This window comes from Pseudomonas sp. BN102 (assembly GCF_029871245.1).
Taxonomy (GTDB): domain Bacteria; phylum Pseudomonadota; class Gammaproteobacteria; order Pseudomonadales; family Pseudomonadaceae; genus Metapseudomonas.
In genome coordinates this window covers 25,200-50,565 of record NZ_SSON01000063.1, presented here as the reverse complement: position 1 = coordinate 50,565, position 25,366 = coordinate 25,200, and the positions used below count along the sequence as shown (strand labels likewise).

23 protein-coding genes are annotated in these 25,366 nt (G+C 64.7%); 7 read left to right on the top strand and 16 right to left on the bottom strand.

Annotated features, from left to right (window positions below; all coding sequences use genetic code 11):
* The first annotated feature begins 5 nt into the window (after nt 1–5).
* Entirely contained in the window at nt 6–2,639 is a 2,634-nt protein-coding gene (locus E8F12_RS12670) for a DEAD/DEAH box helicase (protein WP_280325600.1), read from the top strand.
* Between the two features lie 97 nt (nt 2,640–2,736).
* Here E8F12_RS12670 and E8F12_RS12665 read toward each other — a convergent pair whose 3' ends face one another.
* From E8F12_RS12665 to E8F12_RS12650, 4 genes are read right to left on the bottom strand one after another with little or no spacing between them, the layout of a single operon-like run.
* Complete coding sequence (locus E8F12_RS12665; protein ID WP_280325599.1) at nt 2,737–3,474, bottom strand: S-methyl-5'-thioinosine phosphorylase; 738 nt, start codon at nt 3,472–3,474, stop codon at nt 2,737–2,739.
* Between the two features lie 9 nt (nt 3,475–3,483).
* Nucleotides 3,484–4,482, bottom strand: coding sequence for a beta-N-acetylhexosaminidase (gene nagZ / locus E8F12_RS12660; protein WP_280325598.1), 999 nt, complete (start codon nt 4,480–4,482; stop codon nt 3,484–3,486).
* Nucleotides 4,483–4,491: 9 nt separating this feature from the next.
* Nucleotides 4,492–5,016, bottom strand: coding sequence for a L,D-transpeptidase (locus tag E8F12_RS12655; protein ID WP_280325597.1), 525 nt, complete (start codon nt 5,014–5,016; stop codon nt 4,492–4,494).
* A 42-nt stretch (nt 5,017–5,058) separates the two neighbouring features.
* Nucleotides 5,059–5,766: a TetR/AcrR family transcriptional regulator gene (locus E8F12_RS12650; protein WP_280325596.1), complete on the bottom strand. Its 708-nt coding sequence runs from the start codon at nt 5,764–5,766 to the stop codon at nt 5,059–5,061.
* Between the two features lie 231 nt (nt 5,767–5,997).
* On the opposite strand from E8F12_RS12650, the gene lexA reads away from it, so the two are divergent.
* Both lexA and sulA read left to right on the top strand, forming a co-directional pair.
* Nucleotides 5,998–6,609 (top strand): transcriptional repressor LexA, encoded by a 612-nt coding sequence (gene lexA / locus E8F12_RS12645; protein ID WP_280325595.1) that lies wholly within the window; start codon nt 5,998–6,000, stop codon nt 6,607–6,609.
* 10 nt (nt 6,610–6,619) lie between these two features.
* Nucleotides 6,620–7,093, top strand: coding sequence for an SOS-induced cell division inhibitor SulA (gene sulA, locus E8F12_RS12640; RefSeq protein ID WP_280325594.1), 474 nt, complete (start codon nt 6,620–6,622; stop codon nt 7,091–7,093).
* 82 nt (nt 7,094–7,175) lie between these two features.
* Here sulA and E8F12_RS12635 read toward each other — a convergent pair whose 3' ends face one another.
* From E8F12_RS12635 to fadB, 6 genes are all read right to left on the bottom strand, one after another.
* Complete coding sequence (locus tag E8F12_RS12635; protein ID WP_280325593.1) at nt 7,176–7,409, bottom strand: hypothetical protein; 234 nt, start codon at nt 7,407–7,409, stop codon at nt 7,176–7,178.
* Nucleotides 7,410–7,480: 71 nt separating this feature from the next.
* A complete protein-coding gene (locus E8F12_RS12630) occupies nt 7,481–7,999 on the bottom strand; it encodes a DUF6586 family protein (protein WP_280325592.1) in 519 nt (172 codons plus the stop codon).
* 66 nt (nt 8,000–8,065) lie between these two features.
* Nucleotides 8,066–10,672, bottom strand: coding sequence for a type I DNA topoisomerase (gene topA, locus E8F12_RS12625; protein WP_280325590.1), 2,607 nt, complete (start codon nt 10,670–10,672; stop codon nt 8,066–8,068).
* A 113-nt stretch (nt 10,673–10,785) separates the two neighbouring features.
* Nucleotides 10,786–11,022 (bottom strand): DUF1653 domain-containing protein, encoded by a 237-nt coding sequence (locus E8F12_RS12620; RefSeq protein WP_280325589.1) that lies wholly within the window; start codon nt 11,020–11,022, stop codon nt 10,786–10,788.
* A 160-nt stretch (nt 11,023–11,182) separates the two neighbouring features.
* Entirely contained in the window at nt 11,183–12,358 is a 1,176-nt protein-coding gene (gene fadA, locus E8F12_RS12615) for an acetyl-CoA C-acyltransferase FadA (RefSeq protein ID WP_280325588.1), read from the bottom strand.
* A 19-nt stretch (nt 12,359–12,377) separates the two neighbouring features.
* Nucleotides 12,378–14,525 (bottom strand): fatty acid oxidation complex subunit alpha FadB, encoded by a 2,148-nt coding sequence (fadB, locus tag E8F12_RS12610; RefSeq protein ID WP_280325587.1) that lies wholly within the window; start codon nt 14,523–14,525, stop codon nt 12,378–12,380.
* Nucleotides 14,526–14,999: 474 nt separating this feature from the next.
* Here fadB and E8F12_RS12605 point away from each other — a divergent pair, with 474 nt between their 5' ends.
* On the top strand, nt 15,000–15,803 hold the full coding sequence (locus tag E8F12_RS12605; protein ID WP_280325586.1) for a hypothetical protein: 804 nt from the start codon (nt 15,000–15,002) through the stop codon (nt 15,801–15,803).
* Between the two features lie 43 nt (nt 15,804–15,846).
* Here the strand turns inward: E8F12_RS12605 and E8F12_RS12600 are convergent, their stop codons facing one another.
* Nucleotides 15,847–16,281, bottom strand: coding sequence for a hypothetical protein (locus E8F12_RS12600; RefSeq protein WP_280325585.1), 435 nt, complete (start codon nt 16,279–16,281; stop codon nt 15,847–15,849).
* An 86-nt stretch (nt 16,282–16,367) separates the two neighbouring features.
* Here E8F12_RS12600 and E8F12_RS12595 point away from each other — a divergent pair, with 86 nt between their 5' ends.
* Nucleotides 16,368–16,808, top strand: coding sequence for a universal stress protein (locus E8F12_RS12595; RefSeq protein WP_280325584.1), 441 nt, complete (start codon nt 16,368–16,370; stop codon nt 16,806–16,808).
* 27 nt (nt 16,809–16,835) lie between these two features.
* Here the strand turns inward: E8F12_RS12595 and E8F12_RS12590 are convergent, their stop codons facing one another.
* Together E8F12_RS12590 and E8F12_RS12585 are read right to left on the bottom strand one after the other, a co-directional pair.
* Entirely contained in the window at nt 16,836–17,522 is a 687-nt protein-coding gene (locus E8F12_RS12590; RefSeq protein WP_280325583.1) for a hypothetical protein, read from the bottom strand.
* Nucleotides 17,523–17,542: 20 nt separating this feature from the next.
* A complete protein-coding gene (locus tag E8F12_RS12585) occupies nt 17,543–19,456 on the bottom strand; it encodes an ATP-binding cassette domain-containing protein (protein WP_280325582.1) in 1,914 nt (637 codons plus the stop codon).
* Nucleotides 19,457–19,641: 185 nt separating this feature from the next.
* Between E8F12_RS12585 and E8F12_RS12580 the strand changes: the two genes are divergently transcribed.
* Nucleotides 19,642–21,576: a transglycosylase SLT domain-containing protein gene (locus E8F12_RS12580; RefSeq protein WP_280325580.1), complete on the top strand. Its 1,935-nt coding sequence runs from the start codon at nt 19,642–19,644 to the stop codon at nt 21,574–21,576.
* Between the two features lie 47 nt (nt 21,577–21,623).
* Here the strand turns inward: E8F12_RS12580 and E8F12_RS12575 are convergent, their stop codons facing one another.
* The 3 genes from E8F12_RS12575 to yegS all read right to left on the bottom strand — a co-directional run bounded on the left by E8F12_RS12575 (nt 21,624) and on the right by yegS (nt 24,454).
* Nucleotides 21,624–22,427, bottom strand: a complete 804-nt coding sequence (locus E8F12_RS12575; RefSeq protein ID WP_280325579.1) for an MOSC domain-containing protein — start codon at nt 22,425–22,427, stop codon at nt 21,624–21,626.
* Nucleotides 22,428–22,494: 67 nt separating this feature from the next.
* Complete coding sequence (locus E8F12_RS12570) at nt 22,495–23,421, bottom strand: chemotaxis protein CheV (RefSeq protein ID WP_280325578.1); 927 nt, start codon at nt 23,419–23,421, stop codon at nt 22,495–22,497.
* A 133-nt stretch (nt 23,422–23,554) separates the two neighbouring features.
* Nucleotides 23,555–24,454: a lipid kinase YegS gene (gene yegS / locus E8F12_RS12565; RefSeq protein WP_280325577.1), complete on the bottom strand. Its 900-nt coding sequence runs from the start codon at nt 24,452–24,454 to the stop codon at nt 23,555–23,557.
* A 208-nt stretch (nt 24,455–24,662) separates the two neighbouring features.
* On the opposite strand from yegS, the gene E8F12_RS12560 reads away from it, so the two are divergent.
* Nucleotides 24,663–25,361 (top strand): pirin family protein, encoded by a 699-nt coding sequence (locus tag E8F12_RS12560; protein ID WP_280325576.1) that lies wholly within the window; start codon nt 24,663–24,665, stop codon nt 25,359–25,361.
* Nucleotides 25,362–25,366: the final 5 nt, after the last annotated feature.

Sequence of the window (25,366 nt, the reverse complement as noted above, 5' to 3'; positions counted from 1 at the left end):
GCGCCATGAGCGTCCTGCTCGACCAGCTCCAGCAGATGGATTGGCGCCTGGACTTCGATCCAGGCGCCCTGAGCCGCGGCCTCGCCTACGCGAAAGAAGACCGCATCCGCCTGCTCAGCCTGAGCGACAAGGCCATCGAGACCAGTTGCGAAGGCTCCGCTGGCCACTTCTACACGCAACTTATCCGCCTGGCACCCAAGGGCCTGGGCGTGGTCGGCCGCTGCAGCTGCCCGGTGGGCTTCAACTGCAAGCACTGCGTCGCTGCCATCGCCCACCTGCTGTCTCTACCGGCCTCCGGCTGGCAGACCGTGCCACCACCCAGCGAGCGCCTGGTGGACGACCTGCAACCGGTTCCGCACCTGATACTCGGCAGCCATGCCCAGAGCCAGTACGACCTGCGCAGCGGCCGCATGGTGGGCAACCAGCAGCACCGGGCCGGCCTGGTGTTCGACTACGGCGGCGCCCTCACCCATGGCAAGCCGGCAAGGCCGGAGCGCCTGCACCATCGCGTCAATGGCGAGCGCCTGGCCATCGCCCGGCAATTCCGTATCGAACAGGCCTGGCGCGACGCATTGCGCCAGTTGGGATTCAAGGAAGCCCTGCGGCAGAGCCTGGCGCTGCCCGCCAACAGCGCGGAAATGTTCGAGCTGCCCGGCGACGAGCACTGGCTGCACTTCATGAAGCAGCAGCTGCCGCTCCTGCGCGAGCAAGGCTGGCAGATCGATATCCGCCCCGGCTTCCAGTTCGACCTGACCCAGGTCGAGGGCTGGTACGCCGAAGTGGACGAAGCGCCCGGCCGCGAATGGTTCGACCTGGAGCTGGGCATAGTGGTCGAAGGCCGCCGCATCAGCCTGCTGCCGGTGCTGTTGCGCCTGATCCAGCGCAACCCGGAACTGCTGGACGCGCACAACCTGCAACGGCGCAAGGACGACGAGGCGCTGCGCCTCCAGCTCGACGCCACCCGCGCCACCGATGGCCGGCCGCTCCAGGTGATGTTGCCCTTCTCCCGGCTGAAACCCTTGCTGGCCACCCTGGGCGAGCTCTACCTGCGCGACCAGGACCCCACCCAGACCCTGCGCCTCGCCCGCCCCGACGCGGCGCGCCTGAGCCATCTGGAGGGGATGGACCTGCAGTGGCAGGGCGGCGACGAACTGCGCCAGGTGGCGCACAAGCTGCGGGATAGCGGCAAAGCCGCGATTTCCCCACCCAAAGGCCTCCAGGCCGAGCTCCGGCCCTACCAGCTGGAAGGCCTGGCCTGGCTACAGACCCTTCGGGAAGTCGGCGCCGGCGGCATCCTTGGCGACGACATGGGCCTGGGCAAGACGCTGCAGACCCTCGCCCACCTACTCACCGAGAAGGCGGCCGGCCGCCTGGACCGCCCGGCCCTGGTGGTGATGCCCACCAGCCTGATCCCCAACTGGCTCGACGAAGCCGAGCGTTTCGCACCGGAACTCAGGGTCCTCGCCCTGCACGGCCCGGGGCGCAAGAAAGCCTTCGAACAGATGGCCGGGCATGACCTGCTGCTGACCACCTACGCCCTGCTGCCACGCGACCTGGAGCGCTTCCGGGACCTGCCGCTGCACCTGCTGATCCTCGATGAGGCGCAGTACATCAAGAATCCGACAAGCAAGGCTGCCCAGGCCGTACGCCAGCTGGAAGCGCGGCAGCGCATCTGCCTCACCGGCACGCCGCTGGAAAACCACCTGGGCGAACTCTGGTCGCTGTTCCACTTCCTGATGCCCGGCTGGCTGGGCGACAGCCAGCACTTCCTGCGCAACTACCGCAGCCCCATCGAAAAGCACGGCGACAGCACCCGTCTGGCGCACCTCAATGCGCGCATCAAGCCGTTCCTGCTGCGCCGCAGCAAGGAAGCGGTGGCCACCGAATTGCCCGCCAAGAGCGAGATCACCCAATGGGTCGAGCTCAGCGATCGTCAGCGCGACCTCTACGAAACAGTGCGCCTGGCCATGGACAGCAAGGTGCGCGAAGAAATCGGCCGCAAGGGCCTCGCCCGCAGCCAGATCGTGATCCTCGAAGCGCTACTGAAGCTCCGCCAGGTCTGCTGCGATACGCGGCTGATCGAGGAGAGCGGCACGCGCTCACCGCGTGGCAGCAGCTCGGGCAAGCTGGACAGCCTGATGGAGATGCTCGAGGAACTGATCGCCGAGGGCCGCAAGGTGCTGCTGTTCTCGCAGTTCACCAGCATGCTGGCCCTGATCGAGGACGAATTGCACAAGCGCGCCATCGACTATGTGCAGATCACCGGCGACACGCGCGACCGGCGCACCCCGGTCCAGCGCTTCCAGAAGGGCGAGGTTCCGCTCTTCCTGATCAGCCTCAAGGCCGGCGGCACCGGCCTGAACCTCACCGCTGCCGATACCGTGATCCATTACGACCCCTGGTGGAACCCGGCCGTAGAGCGCCAGGCCACCGACCGCGCCTACCGCATCGGCCAGGACAAGCCGGTATTCGTCTACCGATTGATTTCGCGGGGAACGGTGGAAGAGAAGATCCAGCAATTGCAGGCACAAAAGGCCGCACTGGCGCGCGGCATTCTCGAGGGACGCGAGAAGGAAGACTGGCGGCTGCACGACGAGGACATCGACGCCCTCTTCGCGCCCCTGCCCCGCTTCTCCTGAGCCCTGGGGCAATGATGGAAATCACCCGTAGGGGCGCCGTGCACATCGCAAACACCTCGGTGCGCGCGGCGTTCCCTGCACCCACTAGATTTCCGAGTCAGCCCTTCAGCACATGGGCCAGGACATTGCGCACCTTGCCGATGCCCTCATCCAAGGCAGCCTCGATCTCTTCCATGGTGATGATGCCTTCGGACTTGCCGGCGGCGGGATTCACCACCAGGGACAGGCAGGCGTAGGGCAGACCCAGCTCGCGGGCCAGGGCCGCCTCGGGCATGCCGGTCATGCCCACCAGGTCGCAACCGTCACGCTCCAGGCGGGTGATCTCGGCCACGGTTTCCAGGCGTGGGCCCTGGGTGCAGCCGTACACGCCGAAGTCGCTGTGCGGATAGTCGCACGCATTCAGCGCCGCCAGCAGCTTGCCGCGCAGTCCTTCGTCATAGGGATGGCTGAAATCGATATGAGTGACGTGGTCCAGGTCGCCCTCGAAGTAGGTGCCGATACGGCCATGGGTGTAGTCGATCAACTGGTGCGGAACCACCAGGTGCCCACTGCCCATTGCCGGATGGATGCCACCCACCGCGTTCACCGCGATCACCGCCTGGGCGCCGACATGCTTGAGCGCCCAGAGGTTCGCGCGGTAGTTCACCTGGTGCGGCGGAATTCGGTGCGGGTGGCCGTGGCGAGCGAGAAAGAGCACGTCGTGCCCGGCATACGCGCCATGGACGATGCCGGCCGAAGGCGCGCCATAGGGCGTGTCAGGGTGGAGCAGCGCTTTCATGCTCAGGCCTTCGAGCTGCGTCAGGCCTGTACCACCAATGATGGCGTAGACGGTCATGTCGGTTCCTCAATCGATCAACTGGGCTTCGCGCAGGGCTGCAACGGCTTGCAGCCAGCGGGGATCCTGGCGGTACTCGGTGCCGGGAAAGGCACGGCGGCGCATCCGCGAAAGGCTCGCCGGAGGCTTGGCGCCCAGGCGCTGCAGGCGCTCCAGGGCCAGCTCGGCGGAGGCGCGGTCATTGCACACCAGGCCCATGTCGCAGCCAGCGGACAGCGCGGCCTCGATACGCTCGGCGGCATCGCCCACCACATGGGCGCCGGCCATGGAGAGATCATCGCTGAAAATGACCCCGGAAAACTTCAGCTCGCCGCGCAGGATGTCCTGCAACCAGCGCCGGGAGAATCCGGCCGGCTGGTTGTCCACCTGCGGGTAGATGACGTGGGCGGGCATCATGCCGTCCAGCTCCGCAGCCAGGCGAGAGAAGGGAATCAGGTCGCTCTGGCGAATCTGCTCCAGGCTGCGCTCGTCGGTAGGAATCGCCACGTGGGAATCGGCCTCGGCCCAGCCGTGGCCGGGGAAATGCTTGCCGGTAGCGGCCATGCCCGCAGCTCGCAGCCCGCGGATGAAAGCGCCGGCCAGGGACGCGGCGCGCGCCGGGTCACCCTCGAAGGCGCGACTGCCGACCACGGCGCTGCGCTGGTGGTCGAGGTCCAGGACCGGGGCGAAGCTGATATCCAGCCCCACGGCCAGCACCTCGGTCGCCATCAGCCAGCCACACTGCTCGGCCAGTTGCTCGGCATTGGCGTTGTCGGCCAGGGCACGCATGGCCGGCAGGCGCAGGAAGCCCTGGCGCAGGCGCTGCACGCGACCGCCTTCCTGGTCGACGGCCAGGATCAGGTCCGGGCGCACCGCGCGAATGGACGCGCAGAGCTCGCGCACCTGGCGCGGGCTTTCGATATTGCGGGCGAAAATGATCAGACCGGCGACTTCCGGCTGACGAAGGATCTGCCGATCCTCGGCGGTCAGCCAGGTGCCGCCGATATCCAGCATCAGGGAACCTTGCATGGAAAATCCTTAGGAGAGTTCGGCCGCGGCCCAGTCGGGGCACGGCGCTTCGTCTATGCGTACCGCACAGTGGACGGGTACCCGGTCGAAGAGTTCCAGCACATCGGCATTGCGCAGACGAATGCAGCCGTGGGAGCGGGCTTCTCCCATGGGTTCGCTGTCCGGCGTGCCGTGCAGATAGATGTAGCGGCGGAAGCTGTCCACTTTCCCCAGACGGTTGCGGCCAGGCTCGCAGCCACTCAGCCAGAGGATGCGGCTGAGAATCCAGTCGCGCCCCGGAAAGCGCTCGTGCAGCTCGGCGCTCCAGACTTCACCGGTCCAGCGCCGGCCACGCAGCACGGCGCCGACTGGCAATCCGGCACCGATGCGCGCACGCACCTGGTGCAGGCCGCGAGGCGTGCAATTGGAGCCATTGGTTTCGCCCACACCGTTCAAGGCGGTAGACACGGGCAGGCGCAGAACCAGCCGCCCCTCGGCAAAGCCGTAGAGCTGCTGGTCAGCAATGGAGATATGCAGGAGATCGAGGGTTTGCATGGGCCGCAAGCTTAGCCGATCAGGCCAGTCGCGCCCATCGTTTTAAACCTTCGCGGCGGCGGACGGGGCCTTGTTGCGTGGCTTGAGCACCGCCTTGGCCAGCGCGTCGTCGGTGACGCCGGTTTCGGCGCGCATGCCGGCGGCGAGGAAGGGCACCATCAGGCGCATCACCTGCTCGATCGAGGTGTTCACCCCGAAGTCATTTTCCGCCATGGCGCGCAGCGCCTTGATGCCCGACATGCTGAACGCCGCGGCGCCGAGCATGAAATGCACCCGCCAGAACAGCTCCAGCGGCGGCACCCTGGGGGCGGACTCGTTCACCAGCAGCATGTAGCGACGGAAAACTTTGCCATAAACCTCTTCGAGGTACTTGCGCAAGTGACCCTGGCTCTGACTGAATGCGAGTCCGAGCAGGCGCATGAAGATCGACAGGTCATTGCCGCTGCGGGGCTTTACCGCCAGGGCCTGCTCGACGAGCATTTCCAGCAGCTCTTCGAGGCTGGGCTTGCTCTCTGTTTTGGCCTGGCGCCGATCGAGCTCGCGCTCGAGGCTCTGGCAGAAGGGACCGAGAAAGCGCGAGAAGACCGCCTGGATCAGCGCCTTCTTCGAGCCGAAGTGGTAGTTCACCGCTGCCAGGTTGACCCCGGCCTTGCTGGTGATCAGGCGCAACGAAGTCTCGGCGAAGCCTTTCTCCGCGAACAGCTGTTCCGCAGCATCCAGGATGCGTTCGACGGTTTCCGACTGGGCCATGGCTCCTCCGCCTGACAAACACTTGTTTGAAACATACGTTTCAGCCAGCCGACTTGTCAAGCCGCGCATCCCATTATCCGACGCAACTGCCACGCCTTCATCGGCCGGCCTCTCCAAGGCCGGTCCGGCCGGTAGCAACTCCCCCCACATCTGCAATCCAAAAAGAGGCGTTGCCAAGACCGGATCACTGTATATAATTCCAGTCACTGTATAAAAAGACAGAGCGCCGCCATGCTGAAACTGACGCCCCGCCAAGCCGAGATTCTCGCATTCATCAAGCGCTGCCTTGAAGACAACGGCTTCCCCCCGACCCGCGCGGAAATCGCCCAGGAGCTCGGCTTCAAGTCACCCAACGCCGCAGAAGAGCACCTCAAGGCCCTCGCCCGCAAGGGCGCCATCGAGATGACTCCCGGCGCGTCCCGCGGTATCCGCATTCCCGGCTTCGAGCCCGGCGCCAACGATGACGACGGCCTGCCCGTGATCGGTCGGGTCGCCGCCGGCGCTCCCATCCTCGCGCAACAGAACATCGAGGAATCCTGCCGTATCAGCCCAGACTTCTTCCACCCTCGCGCCGACTACCTGCTGCGCGTTCGCGGCATGTCCATGAAGGACATCGGGATCTACGACGGCGACCTGCTCGCCGTGCACAGCACCCGCGAAGTGCGCAACGGCCAGGTGGTAGTGGCGCGACTGGGCGATGAAGTCACGGTCAAGCGCTTCAAGCGCGAAGGTGGCAAGGTCTGGCTGATTGCCGAGAACCCCGAGTTCGCCCCCATCGAAGTGAACCTGGATGAACAGGACCTGGTGATTGAAGGTTTGAGTGTCGGCGTGATCCGCCGCTAAAGGAGGCGTTATGCAGTTCCCGCAATCGCTTGGCCGGTCCCAGCTCCCACTGTTCCACGACGCCATCCTGGCCAACCCCGTGGCGCCGATGCTGACCGAGGTGGCCGATGAAGCCCACACGGAAGAACCGGAGGCCTTCAGCGAATTGTCCCTGCGCGGCGCCTCCGGCCACTGCCGGCACCTGCTGGCCTCCGTGCTACGGGAACTGAGCGAAGAACAGGACGCGCGCTGGCTGACGCTGATCGGCGCCCCCGCCAGCCTGTCCCAGGCCTGGCTACGGGAGTCCGGGCTCAATCGCGAACGCATCCTGCTCTTGCAACCGCGAGGCGAGCAAAGCACGCTGGAACTGGCCTGCGAAGCGCTGCGCCTGGGGCGTAGCCATACAGTTGTCAGCTGGCTGCAACTGGGCCAGAAAGCCAGACGGCAGCTGGCGCAGGCTGCACGCCAGGGTGGCGCGCAAAGCCTGAACATTCTGCTGGGCTGAGAAGTAGTGGGCGCCGGGCAAAAAGCCTGGGCCTCATGACATCAGACGGTAACCGAATCAGCGGAAGATTCGGCACCGGGCCTCAATGCAGGACGCGCGGACCTTCGTTTTGGTCCATCTCGCCTTCGGCAAGCCGGCCAGCCATCTGCACACCGACATTCAGCATGGCCTTGGCGACTTCCAGGTGATGCCCCTGGAGGAAGGCCTTGGCATCGGCAGAGAAGTCCAGCGTCACCAACGCCTCCTCGTCCTCAGCCCGGCGCAGGATGATGCGCCCGTCAGGCAGTTCGACTATTTCCAGAAAGGACGTAGGCATAGGCTCAAATCTCCACGAAAGGCGTCCATTGTAACAGTCAGCCGCCAGCACGCCCTAGTCCGTCGATCAAATCAGCATTCGCTCAGGGTTTCCCGAAAGCGCAGCGCCAGGTCTTTCAGGTTCTGCCGCCAGGACTCCAGGGTTTCCCGAGAAAGCGGCGCCACTTCCTCTTCCACGCTTACCGCCGTAATCAGCGGCAGGGTCGGATCGACCTTGGCCTGTTTCGGCGCCTGCGGCGGCTGGAACAACGCCCGATAGGCCGCGAGCAGTTCGGCCAGCCAGGTTTCACCCTGCTGGGCCAACTCCACCAGTTCGGCCAGTTCCGGGCTGGGCGCAGCGGCCAGCACCTGCGGGGTCAGCAGCAACTCGACGCGCGGCGCATTGGCCTCGGGCAAGCGGTAGTAGCCGGCAATCTCGTGGCAAAGACCGAGCAGGGCGCCGTAGAGGTGAAAGAGCGACGCCTCGCGCTCGGACTGCACCAGCGCCTGCGCATTCATCGCCCTGCCCTCTTCAGCCTTGCGCCAGGACTCCAGCGACAGGCCGGCGAAGAACAGTTTCTGGTTGGTGCGGGTATAGAGCTCATGGGCCATGACGGCGCCCTCCACAGGGAACTCAGGCAGTATATGCGCGCCCGTTGCCGGGCGCGCAGCAGTCGGTCAGCGCTTGTCCTCGACCTTCCACTTGCCACCGTCGAAGAAGGCGCGCCAGCCGGTGGGCTTGCCCTCCACCTCGGTCTGCACGTACTGCTCCTTGGTCTTGCGGCTGAAACGGATCACCGCCGGACGCCCTTCGGGATCCTTGGCCGGCGCAGCCAGCAAGTAGTGGTACTTGGCGTCCAGTTCATCCTTGTGCGGGATCAGCTCCCGCACCAGCGGCGCACGGGTCTCGCGGTTCTTGGGGAACTGGCTGGCGGCCAGGAACAGGCCGGAAGCGCCGTCACGCAGCACGTAGATGTCGTCGACCTTCTCGCACTTCAGCTCCGGCATGCGGATCGGGTCGATCTTCGGCGGCGCCGCTTCGCCGCTCTTCAGCAGCTTGCGAGTGTTCTTGCAGCTGGCATTGGTGCAGCCGAAGAATTTGCCGAAGCGGCCGGTCTTGAGCTGCATCTCGCTACCGCACTTGTCGCACTCCAGGCTCGGGCCTTCGTAACCCTTGATGCGGTACTGGCCCTGCTCGATCTCGTAGCCCGAGCAATCCGGGTTGTTGCCGCAGATGTGCAGCTTGCGGGTCTCGTCCAGCAGGTAGGCGTCCATGGCGGTGGCGCAGATCGGGCAACGATGCTTGCCAAGCAACACGCGGGATTCGGACTCGCCTTCGTCGTCCGCGGCGATCTCGTCGCCCGGTACCAGGTTGATGGTGGCCTTGCAGCGCTCTTTCGGCGGCAGGCTGTAGCCCGAACAGCCGAGGAAGACGCCGGTGGACGCGGTCCGGATCATCATCGGCCGGCCGCATTCGCGGCAGGCGATGTCGGTCAGGGTCGGCTGGTTGGCGCGCATGCCCTTGTCGGCACCTTCGGCCAACTCCAGCTTCTTCTTGAAGTCGCCGTAGAACTCGTCCAGCAGGTGCTTCCAGTCGCGCTCGCCCTGGGCGACGTCGTCCAGATGCTCTTCCATGCCGGCAGTGAAGCCGTAGTCCATCAGGTTGGCGAAGCTCTCATTGAGGCGCTCGGTGACGATGTCGCCCATCTTCTCCGCGTAGAAACGGCGGTTCTGCACCGTCACGTAGCCACGCTCCTGGATGGTGGAAATGATCGCCGCATAGGTGGACGGGCGGCCGATGCCTCGCTTCTCCAGCTCCTTGACCAGACTGGCCTCGGAGTAACGCGCCGGCGGCTTGGTGAAGTGCTGGCTGGGCTCCAGCTGCAGCAGCTTGAGCAGCTCGCCTTCGTTCATTTCCGGCAGCACGTCGTCCTCACCCGGCTTGCTCTGTTGCGGCAGGACGCGGGTGTAGCCGTCGAATTTGAGGATGCGACCCTTGGCGCGCAGCTCGAACTTGCCGGCGGTGACGGCGACGCTGGTGGACAGGTACTCGGCCGGCGGCATCTGGCAGGCGACGAACTGACGCCAGATCAGGTCGTAGAGGCGCTCGGCGTCACGCTCCATGCCGGACAGTTGGGTCGGCTTGAGATTGACGTCGGACGGGCGGATGGCCTCGTGAGCCTCCTGGGCGCCTTCCTTGCTCGAATAGAAGTTCGGCTTGGCAGGCAGGTATTTCTTGCCGAACTCGCTGTCGATGAAGCCACGCACCATATCAATGGCGTCGGCAGACAGGTTGGTCGAGTCGGTACGCATATAGGTGATGTAGCCGGCCTCATAGAGACGCTGGGCCATCATCATGGTCTTCTTCACGCCGAAGCCAAGGCGGTTGCTCGCCGCCTGCTGCAGGGTGGAGGTGATGAAGGGCGCGGAGGGACGGCTGGAAGTCGGCTTGTCCTCGCGCTTGGCGACCGTATAGGCCGACGCCTTGAGCTTCTCCAGGGCCGCCATGGCCTGAGCTTCATTCAGCGGCTTGAAGGCCTCGCCATTCTCCCGCGCCACTTCGAAGCGCACCTTGGCGCCCTTGGCGGTGCCGAGGTCGGCGTGCACTTCCCAGTACTCTTCCGGCACAAAGGCGCGGATCTCGCGCTCGCGCTCCACTACCAGCTTCACCGCGACCGACTGCACGCGGCCGGCGGACAGGCCGCGGGCGATCTTCTGCCAGAGCAGCGGCGAGACCATGTAGCCCACCACGCGATCGAGGAAGCGGCGCGCCTGCTGGGCGTTGACGCGATTGATATCGAGGTCGCCGGGCTGGGAGAAGGCTTCCTGGATGGCCTTCTTGGTGATCTCGTTGAACACCACGCGCTTGTAGCGGCTGTCATCGCCACCGATGGATTCCCGCAGGTGCCAGGCAATGGCCTCCCCTTCGCGGTCCAAGTCGGTTGCGAGATAGATGGTGTCGGCATCCTTGGCCAGGCGGCGCAGCTCTTCGATCACCTTCTCCTTGCCGGGAAGGATCTCGTACTTGGCCTTCCAGCCATGGTCCGGGTCGACACCCATGCGAGCGACCAGCTGGCGCTTGGCCTTTTCCTTGGCGGACAGCGCCGGAGCCTCGGCAGCGGCCTTGCCACGCTTGGCCGGCTCCTTGGCGGTACTGGCCGAACCACTGGTAGGCAGGTCACGGATGTGGCCGATGCTCGACTTCACCACGTACTGGTTGCCCAGGTACTTGTTGATGGTCTTGGCCTTGGCCGGGGATTCCACGATGACCAGCGATTTGCCCATTGATCGGTGTATTCCTGAATGAAATATGTAAAAGGCGGGAGCCGCCCGTCGCGGCACCGCTATATATAGTGGCCAGCGCGGCGCGGTCAAGCTCGCCCCTGGCCGTAAAGCCCTCAGGGCTGCGGAAAGGGATCCGCCTCGGCACTCACCAGTGCGAAGCGCGCGATCTGCTCGCCATTCACCTGGACGGTCTCGGCGAACATGCTGAGCGGGCGTACCCAAAGGCCGTATTCACCATAGAGAGCCTGGTAGACCACCAGTTCCTCTTCGGTCTCGGAATGCCGGGCAATACCGATGACCCGGTACTGCTGCCCCTTGTAGTGACGATAGAGACCCGGTTGCAGGCTCATGGTTGCCTCACAGTGTTGATGCAGGCTATCCCGCAAAAGTTGCGCATGGTGCCGTTTCATTCGGCCCGAGGCCAGCCCTTGGTGGAAATTTCCTACGGCGGCATTCCACATAAAAGCAAAAACCGGGGCACTGGGCCCCGGTTTTTCATCTTCGCTACGCTCAGACGCGCTCGAAGACGGTGGTGATGCCCTGGCCGAGGCCCACGCACATGGTGGACACGCCCAGGGTACCGCCGTTCTGCTTCATCACGTTCAGCAGGGTGCCGGAGATACGCGCACCGGAGCAGCCGAACGGGTGACCCAGGGCGATGGCGCCGCCGTGCAGGTTGACCTTCTGCTCCATCTTGTCGAGGAGCTTGAGGTCCTTCAGCACCGGCAGGGCCTGCGCGGCAAAGGCTTCGTTGAGCTCGACGAAATCGATGTCATCCATGGTCAGGCCGGCGCGCTTGAGCGCCTTCTGGGTGGACGGCACCGGGCCGTAGCCCATGATCGCCGGGTCGACGCCAGCGACCGCCATGGCGCGAACCACGGCCATCGGCTGGATACCCAGGTCCTGGGCGCGCTGGGCGGACATGACGATCATGCAGGAAGCGCCGTCGGTGATCTGCGAGGAAGTACCCGCGGTCACGGTGCCGCCCTTCGGGTTGAACGCCGGCTTCAGGTTGGCCAGGCTTTCGAGGGTGGTCTCCGGACGAATGGTTTCGTCGAAGTCGAACACCTTCAGGAAGCCGTTCTCATCGAAGCCCTGCATCGGGATGATTTCATCCTTGAACTTGCCTTCGACGGTGGCCTTGTGGGCCAGTTGGTGCGAACGCACACCGAACTGGTCCTGGGCCTCACGGCTGATACCGTGCATCTTGCCGAGCATCTCGGCGGTCAGACCCATCATGCCCGAGGCCTTGGCGGCATACAGGGACAGGTGCGGGTTCGGGTCGACGCCGTGCATCATGCCGACGTGGCCCATGTGCTCCACGCCACCGATCACGAAGACGTCGCCGTTGCCGGTCTGGATCGCCTGCACGGCAGTGTGCAGGGCGCTCATGGAAGAACCGCACAGGCGGCTCACGGTCTGGCCGGCGCTGGTGTGCGGGATCTGGGTCATCAGCGACGCCATGCGCGCGATGTTCCAGCCCTGCTCCAGGGTCTGGTTCACGCAGCCCCAGATCACATCTTCGACTTCCGCCGGGTCGACCTTGGTATTGCGCTCCAGCAGCTTGCTGATCAGGTGCGCCGACATGTCTTCGGCGCGGGTGTTGCGGTGCATGCCACCCTTGGAGCGACCCATCGGGGTGCGGCCGAAGTCGACAATGACTGCATCTCTAGGATTCAGGCTCATATTCTTCACTCTCGCTCAATTAGCCAAAAAACTTCTGGCCGCTCTTGGCCATTTCGCGAAGCTTGGCGGTCGGGTGATACAGCGCGCCCAGGTCGGCGTACTTGTCGGCCAGGGCCACGAATTCGGCCACGCCGATGCTGTCGATGTAACGCAGCGCACCACCACGGAAGGGCGGGAAGCCGATGCCGTAGATCAGGCCCATGTCGGCCTCGGCAGCGGTCGATACGATGCCGTCTTCCAGGCAGCGCACGGTTTCCAGGCACAGCGGGATCATCATGAAGTTGATGATGTCCTCATCGGTGACTTCACGCTGCTCGGTGACGATCGGCTTGAGCACTTCGTAGGCGACCGGGTCAGTGACCTTCTTCGGCTTGCCGCGCTTGTCCATCTCGTAGGCGTAGAAGCCCTTGCCGTTCTTCTGGCCCAGGCGGTTGGCCTCGTACATGGCGTCGACGGCGGTCTTGCCTTCAACGGCCATGCGGTCCGGGAAGCCTTCGGCCATCACGTCGCGGCCGTGGTGCCCGGTGTCGATGCCAACCACGTCGGACAGGTAGGCCGGGCCCATGGGCCAGCCGAACTTCTCCATCACCTTGTCGATGCGCACGAAGTCGACGCCGAAGCCCAGCAGCTTGGAGAAGCCGCCGAAGTACGGGAAGAGCACGCGGTTGACCAGGAAGCCGGGGCAGTCGTTGACCACGATCGGGGTCTTGCCCATCTTCTTGGCGTAGGCGACGGTGGTGGCGATGGCGGTTTCACCGGACTTCTCGCCACGGATCACTTCCACCAGCGGCATCATGTGCACCGGATTGAAGAAGTGCATGCCGCAGAAGTTTTCCGGACGCTTGAGCGCCTTGGCCAGCAGACTGATGGAGATGGTGGAGGTGTTGGAAGTGAGGATCGCATCCTCCTTCACCACGCCTTCCACTTCGGCCAGCACGGCCTGCTTGACCTTCGGGTTCTCGACCACGGCCTCAACCACGATGTCGACATTGGCGAAATCGCCGTAGGACAGGGTCGGACGGATGGCGTTGAGGGCCTGGGCCATCTTGGCGGCCGGCAGCTTGCCGCGGGAAACGCGCTTATCCAGCAGCTTGCTGGCCTCGTTCAGGCCGAGCTGGATGGCTTCCTCGCGAATGTCCTTCATCAGGATCGGGGTGCCCTTGACCGCGGACTGGTAGGCGATGCCGCCACCCATGATGCCGGCGCCCAGTACGGCGGCCAGTTTCACGTCCTTGGCGGCCTCGTCGTACAGCTTGCCCTTCTTCTTCAGCTCCTGGTCATTCAGGAACAGGCCGATCAGGCTGGCAGCGACTGGGGTCTTGGCCAGTTTGACGAAGCCTGCGGCTTCCACTTCCAGCGCCTTGTCACGACCGAAGTTGGCGGCCTTCTGGATGGTCTTGATGGCTTCGACCGGAGCCGGGTAGTTCGGGCCGGCCTGGCCAGCGACGAAGCCCTTGGCGGTCTCGAAGGCCATCATCTGCTCGATGGCGTTGAGCTTGAGCTTTTCCAGCTTGGGCTGGCGCTTGGCCTTGAAATCCAGCTCGCCGGCGATGGCGCGCTTGACCAGGTCCAGGGCACCGGCCTGCAGCAGCTCGGGAGCGATCACGGCGTCGACGGCGCCGACTTTCAGCGCGTCCTCGGCCTTGTTCTCCTTGCCGGAGGCGATCCACTCGATGGCGTTATCGGTACCGATGATGCGCGGCAGGCGCACGGTGCCGCCGAAGCCCGGGTAGATACCCAGCTTGACTTCCGGCAGGCCGATCTTGGCCTCGGTGCTCATGACGCGATAGTCGGCTGCCAGGCACATTTCCAGGCCGCCACCCAGGGCGATGCCATTGATCGCGGCGACGGTGGGGACTTCCAGGTCTTCGAAGGCACTGAAGATCTTGTTGGCTTCGAGGTTGCCGGCCATCAGCTCTTCGTCGGGCAACTGGAAGTTGTCGACGAATTCGGTGATATCGGCGCCGACGATGAACACGTCCTTGCCGCTGCTGACGATCACGCCCTTGACCGAAGCATCGTCCTTGATGGCTACGACTGCATCGCGCAGTTCGTTGAGGGTGAGACGGTTGAATTTATTGACGGACTCACCCTTGAGGTCGAATTTCAGTTCGACGATACCGCCCTCAAGAGCCTTAACCGTGATGGCTTTACCTTCGTAAATCATCAACTGATCTCCACGGTTTGGGAAACTGGACTGTACGCATCGGAGCCGACCGGCGGACTCACCCCCCGGCGCTGCCGGAGCATAGTCCCAATCGGTCCGGCACACCCACCGACGCGATATTCGGGCTGGGTCAGGAGCGTCCGACAAGACAAACGCTCAATTCATACGCCCGTTTGATTTGGGTGAGCGGAGATTCAGGGAAAAGTCCTCGCTTGTCAATGACGCAGCGTGACCGGCCGGCCACGATTGAAAGGCTCTGCTGCTTGGCCTGCGGCGGGCCGCGGATAAAGGCGAAGACTCATTCGCCACGGCGATGACTACCCATCACCGACGCCATGGATGCCCGAAAGCGCCTCTGGAGAGGCGCTGGCAAATTGCCTTTGCCACAGGTACATTCGTGCCGATTCGACCCGTACCCGGCGCCGAGTCACAGAACAACAACAATCGAGGCCAATGGCCCACGGAGTAGCACCAATGACGAGCCGCCTGCTTGCCATTCTGCTGAGCACACTGCTTACCCTTCCCGCCTTCGCCACCCAGTCCACCTCGGCGGACAGCCTCCTCAAGCTGCACCAGATGCGCCTGGCCGCCCAGCGTAGCCTCGGCGACTTCTATATGTACAACGGCATGGAAGGCGACCAGCGCTACGCGCGCATGATCGACGAGTCGGTGCAACAGGCCGACGCGCGCCTCAAGGAACTGGGCGAGATGCCCGGCGAAGCGTCCAAGGCCCTGAGCGCGCAGTTGACCCGGGAATGGCAGAACTACCATGGCGAGCTGTCCGGACTGGTCACCGCGCTCAAGCAGGCGGGCTTCACCGACCTGCAACCGGTGGCGGACCTGACCGACCGCAACAAACGCCTGATGGAGCTCTGCAACGAGCTTTACGCCAAGATCCAGCAGGAAGGCGCGGCCCAGGTGCCGCCGCTGACCCAGCGCAGCCGGGAACAGAGCCTGCTGATGCAGACCATAGCGGTCGACTACGCGTCGCGCAGCGCCTCGGTAGGTGGCAGTTTCATGGGCGGCAGCGGCGGCAAGGCCATCGACGAGCTGGCCAGCGACTTCGCCACCCAGCTGGCGAGCATGGAGCAGGCGCCGCAGAACACCCCGGAAATCCGCCAGGCGCTGGATGGCATCAGCACCAAATGGCGCTACATCGAGAAATCGCTGAAGAACTACAACGAAAAAAGCGTGCCTTTCCTCATCAACAAGTACTCCGATCGCATCATCGACGGTCTCGAGGACGTCTCCGCCCGCTACTCGGCAGCCCAGAGCTGAGCCCGCGGCGAGCAGCGCGACAGCGGGCTCGTCGCGCTGCCACTCAGGCCAGCGCCTTGAGCGTGTCGGCGATGCGCTGGAGGTCTTCCGGCGTGCCGCGCTCCCCCCAGTAAAGGGCGATCATCTGCGAACTTGCCTCGATTTTGTAGACATCCTTCGGCAACCCAGCCAGGTGAGCCAACACGAACGCATCCTCGCAAGGCTCGCGCCACTGGTTCACCCAGTGTCCCGGCTCGCTCTGCCAGTAGCACCAGGCTTCGTGCCCGCGCAGCCGTGGCCGGTGGTACTGGGCGCAGGAATGCGGCGGCTCCTGGGCCAGCCAGTGGGGCCAGTCCTGGCGCGACAACTGCATGGCCAGCCCCATTCGCCGCGCCTGCAGGCGCAGCTCCATGCGGCCACGCTGTCCCTTCGACGGAACCAGCCAGACCAGCGGGCTGAGCGCCGCCAGGAGGAGCAAGAGGACGATCCAGAGGGTCATATAAGTAATCCCTGCGCAAAAGCCTGTGTTAAACGTTGCGGACAGCCATACTTGTGATCATGCGTAACCTTAAGGAGGAGTCACCCATGTCCTACCAGCACATTCTGGTCGCAGTCGACCTGACCGATGAATGCCACCCGGTGGTGCGTCGTGCCCAGGCGCTGGCCCAAGGCAGCAATGCCAAGCTGTCGCTGGTGCACATTGTCGAACCCATGGCCATGGCCTTCGGGGGTGACGTACCCATGGACCTCTCGATGCTGCAGCAACAGCAGTTCGAACAGGCCCGCGAACGGCTGCAGGCCTTCGCCGGTATCTACTCCGAATTGCATGCCGATCAGCGCCACCTGGCCTACGGCCAGCCGCGCCAGGAAATCCACCGCCTGGCCGAGGAACAGGGCTGCGACCTGATCGTGGTCGGCAGCCATGGCCGCCACGGCCTCGCCCTGCTACTCGGATCGACCGCCAACGATGTACTGCATGGCGCGCCCTGCGACGTGCTGGCGGTACGCCTGAAGAAACCCGAATAGCACAAGTGAAACGCGCCGGCGCAGGCTTCAGTCGAAGCCTTCGCCGGCGCTCATCACCAGGGGACGGATCTTCTGCAACTGGGTTTCCAGCGAGTAGGTCATGCTGGAGGCCATGGAGAAGAAGGTCAGGAAGGCCTTGAGGTTCGAATCCCCTTCGCAGGTATCGTGGATGCGCTGCCAGAAAGCCTGGTTCACCAGCTGCAACTGCTGGAACAACCGCACCAGCCCTTTCAGCTCCCAGTCCGCATGACGCCCTTCACGGAAGTTGAAGTACTGCCGCGCCAGGTAGAGCGACACCGCCCGCAGGATGAACTCCTGGTTGCTGGCGAACGGCAGGTGCTGCTGGGCCATCGGCTTGAGCTTGCCCAGTACCGGGCAGGCGCTGGTGGCCATGATCACGCCCAGCAGGGCCCGCAAGCCCTCTTCCAGCCCCACCGACTTGGCGTACTCGCGCTCCGGGGTCCGCACCCACACCTGCACTTTCTTGAAGGCTGGCAAACCCTGGAAATCCTCGATCACCCGGTGCAGGTCCACCGCGGCCGGACAGTGGCTGTAGGCCTCCCGGCTGAATGGGCAGTTGCTGCACTGCTGGTGTTCGAGGCGCGTCCATTTCGGCGCGGCCACGGCTCGCGCCGGGTCGTAGTCACGATCCAGCTCGATGCGATAGCTGAACTCGTGCAGGTCATCCAGGGTGATGCGGTATTCGATGGCCATGGGCTCTCCGGCTCACTTCCTCAACTGTCTTCCAGCTCCGCCCAGCGCTCGATCAAGCGGTCCAGTTCCTTCTGCACACCATCCAGTCGCTCCAGTACCGCACGGGTTTCCTCTGCCGGACGCTGGTAGAAGGTTGGCGCGGAGATCTCTTCCTGCACCTTGGCCTGCTCCGCCTCCAGGGCTTCGATCTGCCCGGGAATCGCCTCGAGCTCACGTTGCAGCTTGTAGCTCAGTTTCTTCTTTTGCGTCTCTGCCGGGGCCGCCTGGACCAAGGGTGCCGGTTCGGCGGCTTTCGGCGCCTCAGCCTTGCTCTCGCGGCTGTCGCCCACACCCAGCAGGCGCGGCGAGCCGCCCTGGCGCAACCAGTCCTGATAGCCGCCGACGTACTCGCGTACCCGGCCCTGACCTTCGAAAACCAGAGTGCTGGTGACCACATTGTCGAGGAAGGCCCGGTCGTGGCTGACCATCAGCACGGTGCCGGGGAAGCTGAGCAGCACTTCTTCGAGTAGCTCCAGGGTTTCCACGTCCAGGTCGTTGGTCGGCTCGTCCAGCACCAGCAGGTTCGCCGGTTTGCTGAACAGCTTGGCCAGCAACAGGCGTGCCCGTTCGCCGCCGGACAGCGCCTTGACCGGCGTGCGGGCACGCTGCGGGCTGAACAGGAAGTCGCCGAGGTAGCTCAGTACATGGCGGTTCTGGCCATCGATGGTGATGAACTCGCGGCCTTCGGCGAGGTTGTCGATCACGGTCTTTTCCAGATCGAGCTGGTGACGCAGCTGGTCGAAATACGCCACTTCGAGGCGAGTGCCTATCTCGATGGTGCCGCCGGTGGGCTGGAGGTCGCCGAGCAGCAGCTTGAGCAGGGTGGTCTTGCCGGTGCCGTTGGCGCCGAGCAGGCCGATGCGGTCGGAGCGCTGCAGCACCAGATTGAAATCGCGAATCAGCGGCTCGCCGCCCGGATGGGCGAAACTGACGTTCTCCGCCACCATCACCTGCTTGCCGGACTTCTCCGCCGTCTCCAGCTGGAAGCTGGCTTTGCCCTGGCGCTCGCGACGCTCGGAACGCTCGCGGCGCATTTCCTTCAGCGCGCGCACCCGGCCTTCGTTGCGGGTGCGGCGGGCCTTGATGCCCTGGCGGATCCACACTTCTTCCTGGGCCAGGCGCTTGTCGAACAGCGCGTTGGCTGTCTCTTCCGCCGCCAGCTGCTGCTCCTTGTGCACCAGGAAGCTGGCGTAGTCGCCGTTCCAGTCGATCAGGTTGCCGCGGTCCAGTTCGAGGATGCGCGTAGCCAGGTTCTGCAGGAAGGAACGGTCGTGGGTGATGAACAGCACGGCGCCGTTGAATCCCAGCAGTGCCTCTTCCAGCCAGGCGATGGCGCCGATGTCCAGATGGTTGGTCGGCTCGTCGAGCAGCAGCAGGTCGGGCTCGGCCACCAGGGCCTGGGCCAGCAACACGCGGCGGCGCCAACCGCCGGACAGCTCGGCGAGGGTCTTGTCCGCCGGCAGCTGCAAGCGGCTCAGGGTGCTGTCCACCAGTTGCTGCAAGCGCCAGCCGTCGCGGGCCTCGAGCTCCTGCTGGACGCGGGTCAGCTTGGTCAGGTCAGAATCGGACTGGATGTGCTGGCTGAGGTGGTGGAACTCGGCGAGCAGCGCTCCGACCCCCGCCAGCCCCTCGGCCACCACGTCGAACACAGTGCGATCGTCAGCGGGCGGCAGCTCCTGCGGCAATTCGCCAATCTTCAACGCCGGTGCACGCCAGATCTCGCCGTCGTCGGCGAACTGGTCGCCCTTGACCAGGCGCAGCAGGCTGGACTTGCCAGTGCCGTTTCGGCCGATGATGCACACCCGCTCGCCGCGGGCGATCTGCCAGGACACCTTATCCAGCAGCGGCATGGCGCCGTAGGCGAGGGATACGTCGGTGAACTTGAGCAGTGTCATGGGGGGCCTCCGGGATCAGGGCGCGCATTCTACCCGGTTTGCCGGGCCGCCTCTCGGGCATTTTTTACCGCCGATTTCGCCGGCTGGCGCAATGCTTTCACCGCTCCTGGCTAACGGCTAAGCTAGGCGCTATTCGATGCCCGCAATGGAGCATCCACAACGATTTATCTGCCCTCGGAAGTGTCATGCGCGGTCGTCTGCTCAGCCTGTTTTCCTGCTTGCTCCTTTCCACGGTCGGCCTGGAAGCCGCCCAGGCCTCCTCGGTGCCACTCGCCCAGCAACGATCGATGTACGACGAGGCCAAGCGCGCCCTGGCCAAGGGCGATTCCGGTCCCTACCGCCGCTATGCCAATGCCCTGCGCGACTATCCGCTGGAACCCTATCTCGCCTACGACGAGCTGACCGCCCGTCTGAAATGGGCGAGCAACGAAGAGATCGAGAAATTCCTCGCCGAACACGGCGACCTGCCTCAGGCGGGCTGGATGAAGCTGCGCTGGTTGCGCTGGCTCGCCGAGCGCGGTGACTGGAAGACCTTCGCCAACTACTACGACCCCAAGCTCAACTTCACCGAACTGGACTGCCTCTTCGGCCAGTACCAGCTCAAGCACGGTATGAAGACCGAGGGCTACGCCACGGCGAAGAAGCTCTGGCTGGTGGGCAAGTCGCAGCCTGAAGCCTGCGACGTGCTCTTCGGCATGTGGAGTGCGCAGGGCCAGTTGACCGAGGAGCTCCGCTGGAAGCGCGCCAAGCTGGCGGCCGAGGCACGCAACTATGGCCTGGCCAAGCACCTGGTGAAGACCATGCCGCGCCTGGGCGCCCAGGGACAACTCATGGTGGAGGTGGCGCAGAAGCCCCAGCTGCTCAGCCAGACCGGCCGCTTCGCCCCCGCCGACCGGCACATGGCCGATGCCGTCGGTCTGGGCCTGCGCCGCCTGGCGCGCCAGGAGCCGGAGAAGGCCCTGAGCCTGCTGGACGTCTATGCCACCCGCCTGCCCTTCTCCAAGAGCGAGAAGGTGGCCATTGCCCGCGAGATCGGCCTGACCCTGGCCAAGCGCTTCGATTCCCGCGCCCTCAAGGTGATGACCCAGTACGACCCCGAACTGCGCGACAACACCGTCAGCGAGTGGCGCGCGCGACTGCTGCTGCGCCTCGGTCAGTGGCAGGACGCCTACCAGCTTACCCAGCGCATGCCCGAGGAGCTGGCGAAGACCAACCGCTGGCGCTACTGGCAGGCCCGCAGCCTGCAACTGGCCGAGCCGCAGAGCCAGCAACCGATCCCGCTGTACCAACCGGTGGCCCGCGAACGCGATTTCTACGGCTTCCTCGCCGCCGATCGCATCCAGGCGCCCTATCAGCTGAACAACAAGCCGCTGGCGCTGGACCCCAAGGTGATGCAGAAGGTGCGCAACACGGCCGGCATCCGCCGCGCCCTGGAATTCCATGACCGCGGCGAGATCGTCAACGGCCGCCGTGAGTGGTATCACGTCAGCCGTCTGTTCAACCGCGACGAGATGGTGGCGCAGGCCAAGCTGGCCTACGACATGCAATGGTATTTCCCGGCCATCCGCACCATCAGCCAGGCCCAGTACTGGGACGACCTGGACATCCGTTTCCCCATGGCCCACCGCTCCGCTCTGACCCAGCAAGCCAAGGCACGCGGGCTGCATTCGAGTTGGGTGTTCGCCATCACCCGACAGGAAAGCGCCTTCATGGCCGACGCCCGTTCCGGTGCCGGCGCCATGGGTCTGATGCAGCTGATGCCGGCCACCGCCAAGGAAACCTCGCGCAAGTTCGGCATTCCGCTGTCTTCGCCGCAGCAGGTGCTCAACCCCAACGTCAACATCCAGCTCGGCGCCGCCTACCTGAGCCAGGTGCACGGCCAGTTCAACGGCAACCGCGTGTTGGCCTCGGCCGCCTACAACGCCGGCCCCGGCCGTGTGCGCCAGTGGCTGCGTGGCGCCAACCACCTGTCGTTCGATGTCTGGGTGGAAACCATCCCCTTCGACGAGACCCGCCAGTACGTGCAGAACGTGCTGTCCTACTCGGTGATCTACGGGCACAAGCTCAACGCCCCGCAACCGCTGGTGGACTGGCACGAGCGGTATTTCGACGATCAGTGACATGAAAAAGGGCGCCTGGTGGCGCCCTTTTTCATTGGGACCGGAACCTATTCCAGCACCTCGACCTCCATCCCCACTTCCAGCACCCCGGTGCCCCTGTTGATCAGGTTCTGGCCGAAATACACCTCGCCCTCGCGCTCGCGGTAGGTCTTGAGGGTGGTGAGCGGCTCGCGGTCGGCGCTGCGCTCGCCGGTGGCCGGGTCGATGGTGGTGAGGATGCAGCGGCTGCAGCCCTTGGCCACGCTGAACTCGATGCCGCCGATGCGGATGCGCTTCCAGCCGTCCTCGGCATAGGCCTCGCTGCCTTCCACTACCAGGTTCGGGCGAAAGCGCAGCATCTCCAGCGGTCGCCCTACCCTCTGGCCGAGGTCTTCAAGGGAGGCCTGACCGATCAGCAACAGCGGGAAGCCATCGGCGAAGCCCACCTTCTCCTCGGGCAGCAGGCTGCCGGGAATGTCCCGCGCACGGTGCTCGGGCACGTGGACCAGGCGGCACGCCTTGCCGATGAAGCTGCTGAGCCAGTCCGCCGCTTCGTCGCCGGCATCCGGCACGAACATGGAGGCGCCCCAGACAAAGGCACCGCGCAGGTTGGCATCGGGCTCCGGCAGCGGCACCTGCAACGTCGGCATGCCCTCGGTGCTCAGGGTCAACCCACCGGATTCGTTCCAGCGTGCCGATAGCTGGGACATCCGGGAAAACGCTCGCTGGGTCAGGAAACGGCCGTTCTCGGCGTCCACCAGCATCCAGCGGCGATCACCCTCGAGACCCAGGGCATCGAGCTTGGCCCGCCGCAGGCTTTCGCCAGTGGCGGACTTCATGGGGAAACGGTAGAGGGACGAGAGACGCAACATGGCCAGCTTCCTGATCGGCGTTCGAGCGAAGCCCCCTTATACGCAGCCGCAGGCCTTCAGCTCAAGTTCAGCGGTCCCGTTGCAAGCGGTCCAGCACCACGTCCACCAGCTTGTCCGGCTGGAACTTGGAGAGGAAGTTGTCGCAGCCGACCTTCTTCACCATGGCGTCGTTGAAGCTGCCGGAAAGCGAGGTGTGCAACACCACGTAGAGATTGCGCAGGCGCGGGTCGTTGCGGATCTCGGTGGTCAGGCGGTAGCCGTCCATCTCGGGCATTTCCGCATCGGTGAAGATCATCAGCAGCTTCTCGGTCATGTCCATGCCGCTGTCCGCCCAGGCTTTGAGCATCTTCAGCGCCTTAAGGCCGTCGCTGGCCACACGCATGCGCATGCCCAGTTGAGCGAGGGTTTCCCGCAGCTGGGTCAGGGCAACCGTGGAGTCGTCCACCAGCAGCACCTCGCGGCCCACCGCCATCTGCAGCAGCGGGTTGTCCAGGCGGTCGGCGGATACGCGGGTGCTCATGGGCACGATATCGGCCAGCACCTTCTCGACGTCGATGATTTCCACGATCTGCTCGTCCACCTTGGTGATGGCGGTCAGGTAATGCTGGCGGCCCGCATCACCGGGCGGCGGCATGATGGACTCCCAGTTGAGGTTGAGGATGCGGTCCACGCCGCCCACCAGGAAGGCCTGCACCGAGCGGTTGTATTCGGTGACGATGATGGTGCTGCGCTCATCCGGCACCAGCGGGCGCATGCCAACGGCCTGGGACAGGTCGATCACCGGCAGGGTCTGGCCGCGCAGGTTGACCACGCCGCAAACCACCGGGTGGCGATGGGGCATCAAGGTCAGCTTCGGCAGTTGCAGCACTTCCTGCACCTTGAACACGTTGATGGCGAAGAGCTGGCGGCCGCTCAGGCGGAACATGAGGATTTCCAGCCGGTTCTCACCCACCAGCTGGGTGCGTTGGTCGACTGTGTCGAGAATACCGGCCATGGGAATTCCTCTGCTGCGGTTGCGATGGGGGCAGGACTGCCATGGCAGCGTGTCGGCAGGAACCGGACAAACTGAAGATATGGCATTGAGCCATCATGCCGCAGTCAATCCCATGGTGCCAGTCGCCTGGCTTTCAGGCCGGCGACAACAGCGGCGAGTCCGCCGGCAAGTGCACCCGCAGCGCCCGCTCCCGTGCAGCAATGCGCAAACTGGCGCTTTCCATGGGTTCACCGTCGAGGTTGAGGTCCAGTCCCTCCGGTGCTTCCACTTCTATCCAAGGCAGCCGTGCGCAGATGGACACTGCTTCCAGGCCGAGGATGCCCCCCGACAGCAGCGTAGTCAGGGTGCCTACCACGTCCTGCGCCGCAGGGACAATGCAGAGGTCCAGCAGCCCGTCATCCACCGCGGCCTGCGGGCACAGGGGATGGCCTCCGCCCGCCTGGCGCCCGTTGCCGATTCCAAGAGCGAGGAATTCGCCTTCCCAACTGAAACCCGGGCCGTGGAAGCGGCCGAAGGCCGAATGCACTTCGGCGAAATGGGTCAGGCCGGTGAGGAAGTAGGCGGCCCCGCCGAGTACCTTCTTCAGGTCCTCGGAAGTGTTGGCGGTGATCTTCGAACCGAAGCCACCGGTGGCCATGTTGAGGAACAGATGACCATTGGCGTCGCCCAGGTCGATGGCCCGGGGTTCCGCATCCAGCAGCGCCAGCGCCCCATCCGGCGCCTGGGGAATGCCCGCGGCGCGGGCGAAATCGTTGGCGGTGCCCAGCGGCAGCAACACCAGGCTGGCGTCGCTCCTGGCCAGGGCCATGGCCTCGGCCACCTCGCGCAGAGTACCGTCACCGCCCCCGGCGATCAGGGTCCGGTAGCCCGCGGCCAGGGCTTCGTCCACCAGGCGACGGGCGTCGCCGCTCTCCCAGGTAACCCGTACCGCCAGGTCCCAGCCCGCGTCACGGCGCGCCTGCACTGCCGCACGCACCTCGTCATTGGTGGCCTGCTTGCCATGCAGGATCAGCAAAGCCTTGCGCTCCCCCATGCTCACCTCCATCGATCCGGATTCGCCCGAGTATAGGACCGCGCCCTTGCCGGAATGGCGTCATCACACGGCCATCGGCCCATTAATCTATCGAAATAAGAGATAGGAAAGCTGCACATATTGCGCTTTTACAGGGCTATATGATGATTGATCATGCACGCCATTCCTCTCGGAGAAGCCCCTCCGCGAGCAGACAGGAGACCCGAACATGATCGAAGTACGCCCCTTCGCCGAACTGGGTGGTGCTCACCACGGCTGGCTCAATGCCCGCCACCATTTCTCCTTCGCCGGCTACTACGACAACCAGCGGATGAACTGGGGCCAGCTGCGCGTCTGGAACGACGACGAGATCGCTCCTCAATCCGGCTTCCCGCCGCACCCGCACCAGGACATGGAGATCATCACCTACGTCCGCGAAGGTGCCATCACCCACCAGGACAACCTGGGCAACAAGGGCCGCACCGAGGCCGGCGACGTGCAGGTGATGAGCGCGGGCACCGGCATCGCCCACAGCGAGTACAACCTGGAGGACACGACCACCAGGATCTTCCAGATCTGGATCATGCCCACCGAGTATGGCGCCGCGCCCTCCTGGGGTGCGCGGCCGTTCCCCAAGGGCGAGCGCGCCGGCAGCTTCGTGACCCTGGCCAGCGGCATAGATGAGGGCACCGACGCCCTGCATATCCGCGCCAATGCACGGCTGGCAGCCGCCACGCTCAAGGCCGGCCAGAGCGCCGAGTATCGCCTGGAGAAGGGTCGCAAGGCCTACCTGGTGGCCGCCACCGGGCGTTACGAAGTCAACGGTGTCGCCGCCGAGGCCCGCGACGGCGTGGCGGTCCGCGATGTGGAGGTGCTCAGTTTCACCGCCAGCGAGGACAGCGAAATCGTCCTGGTGGATGTGGCCTGAGGCGA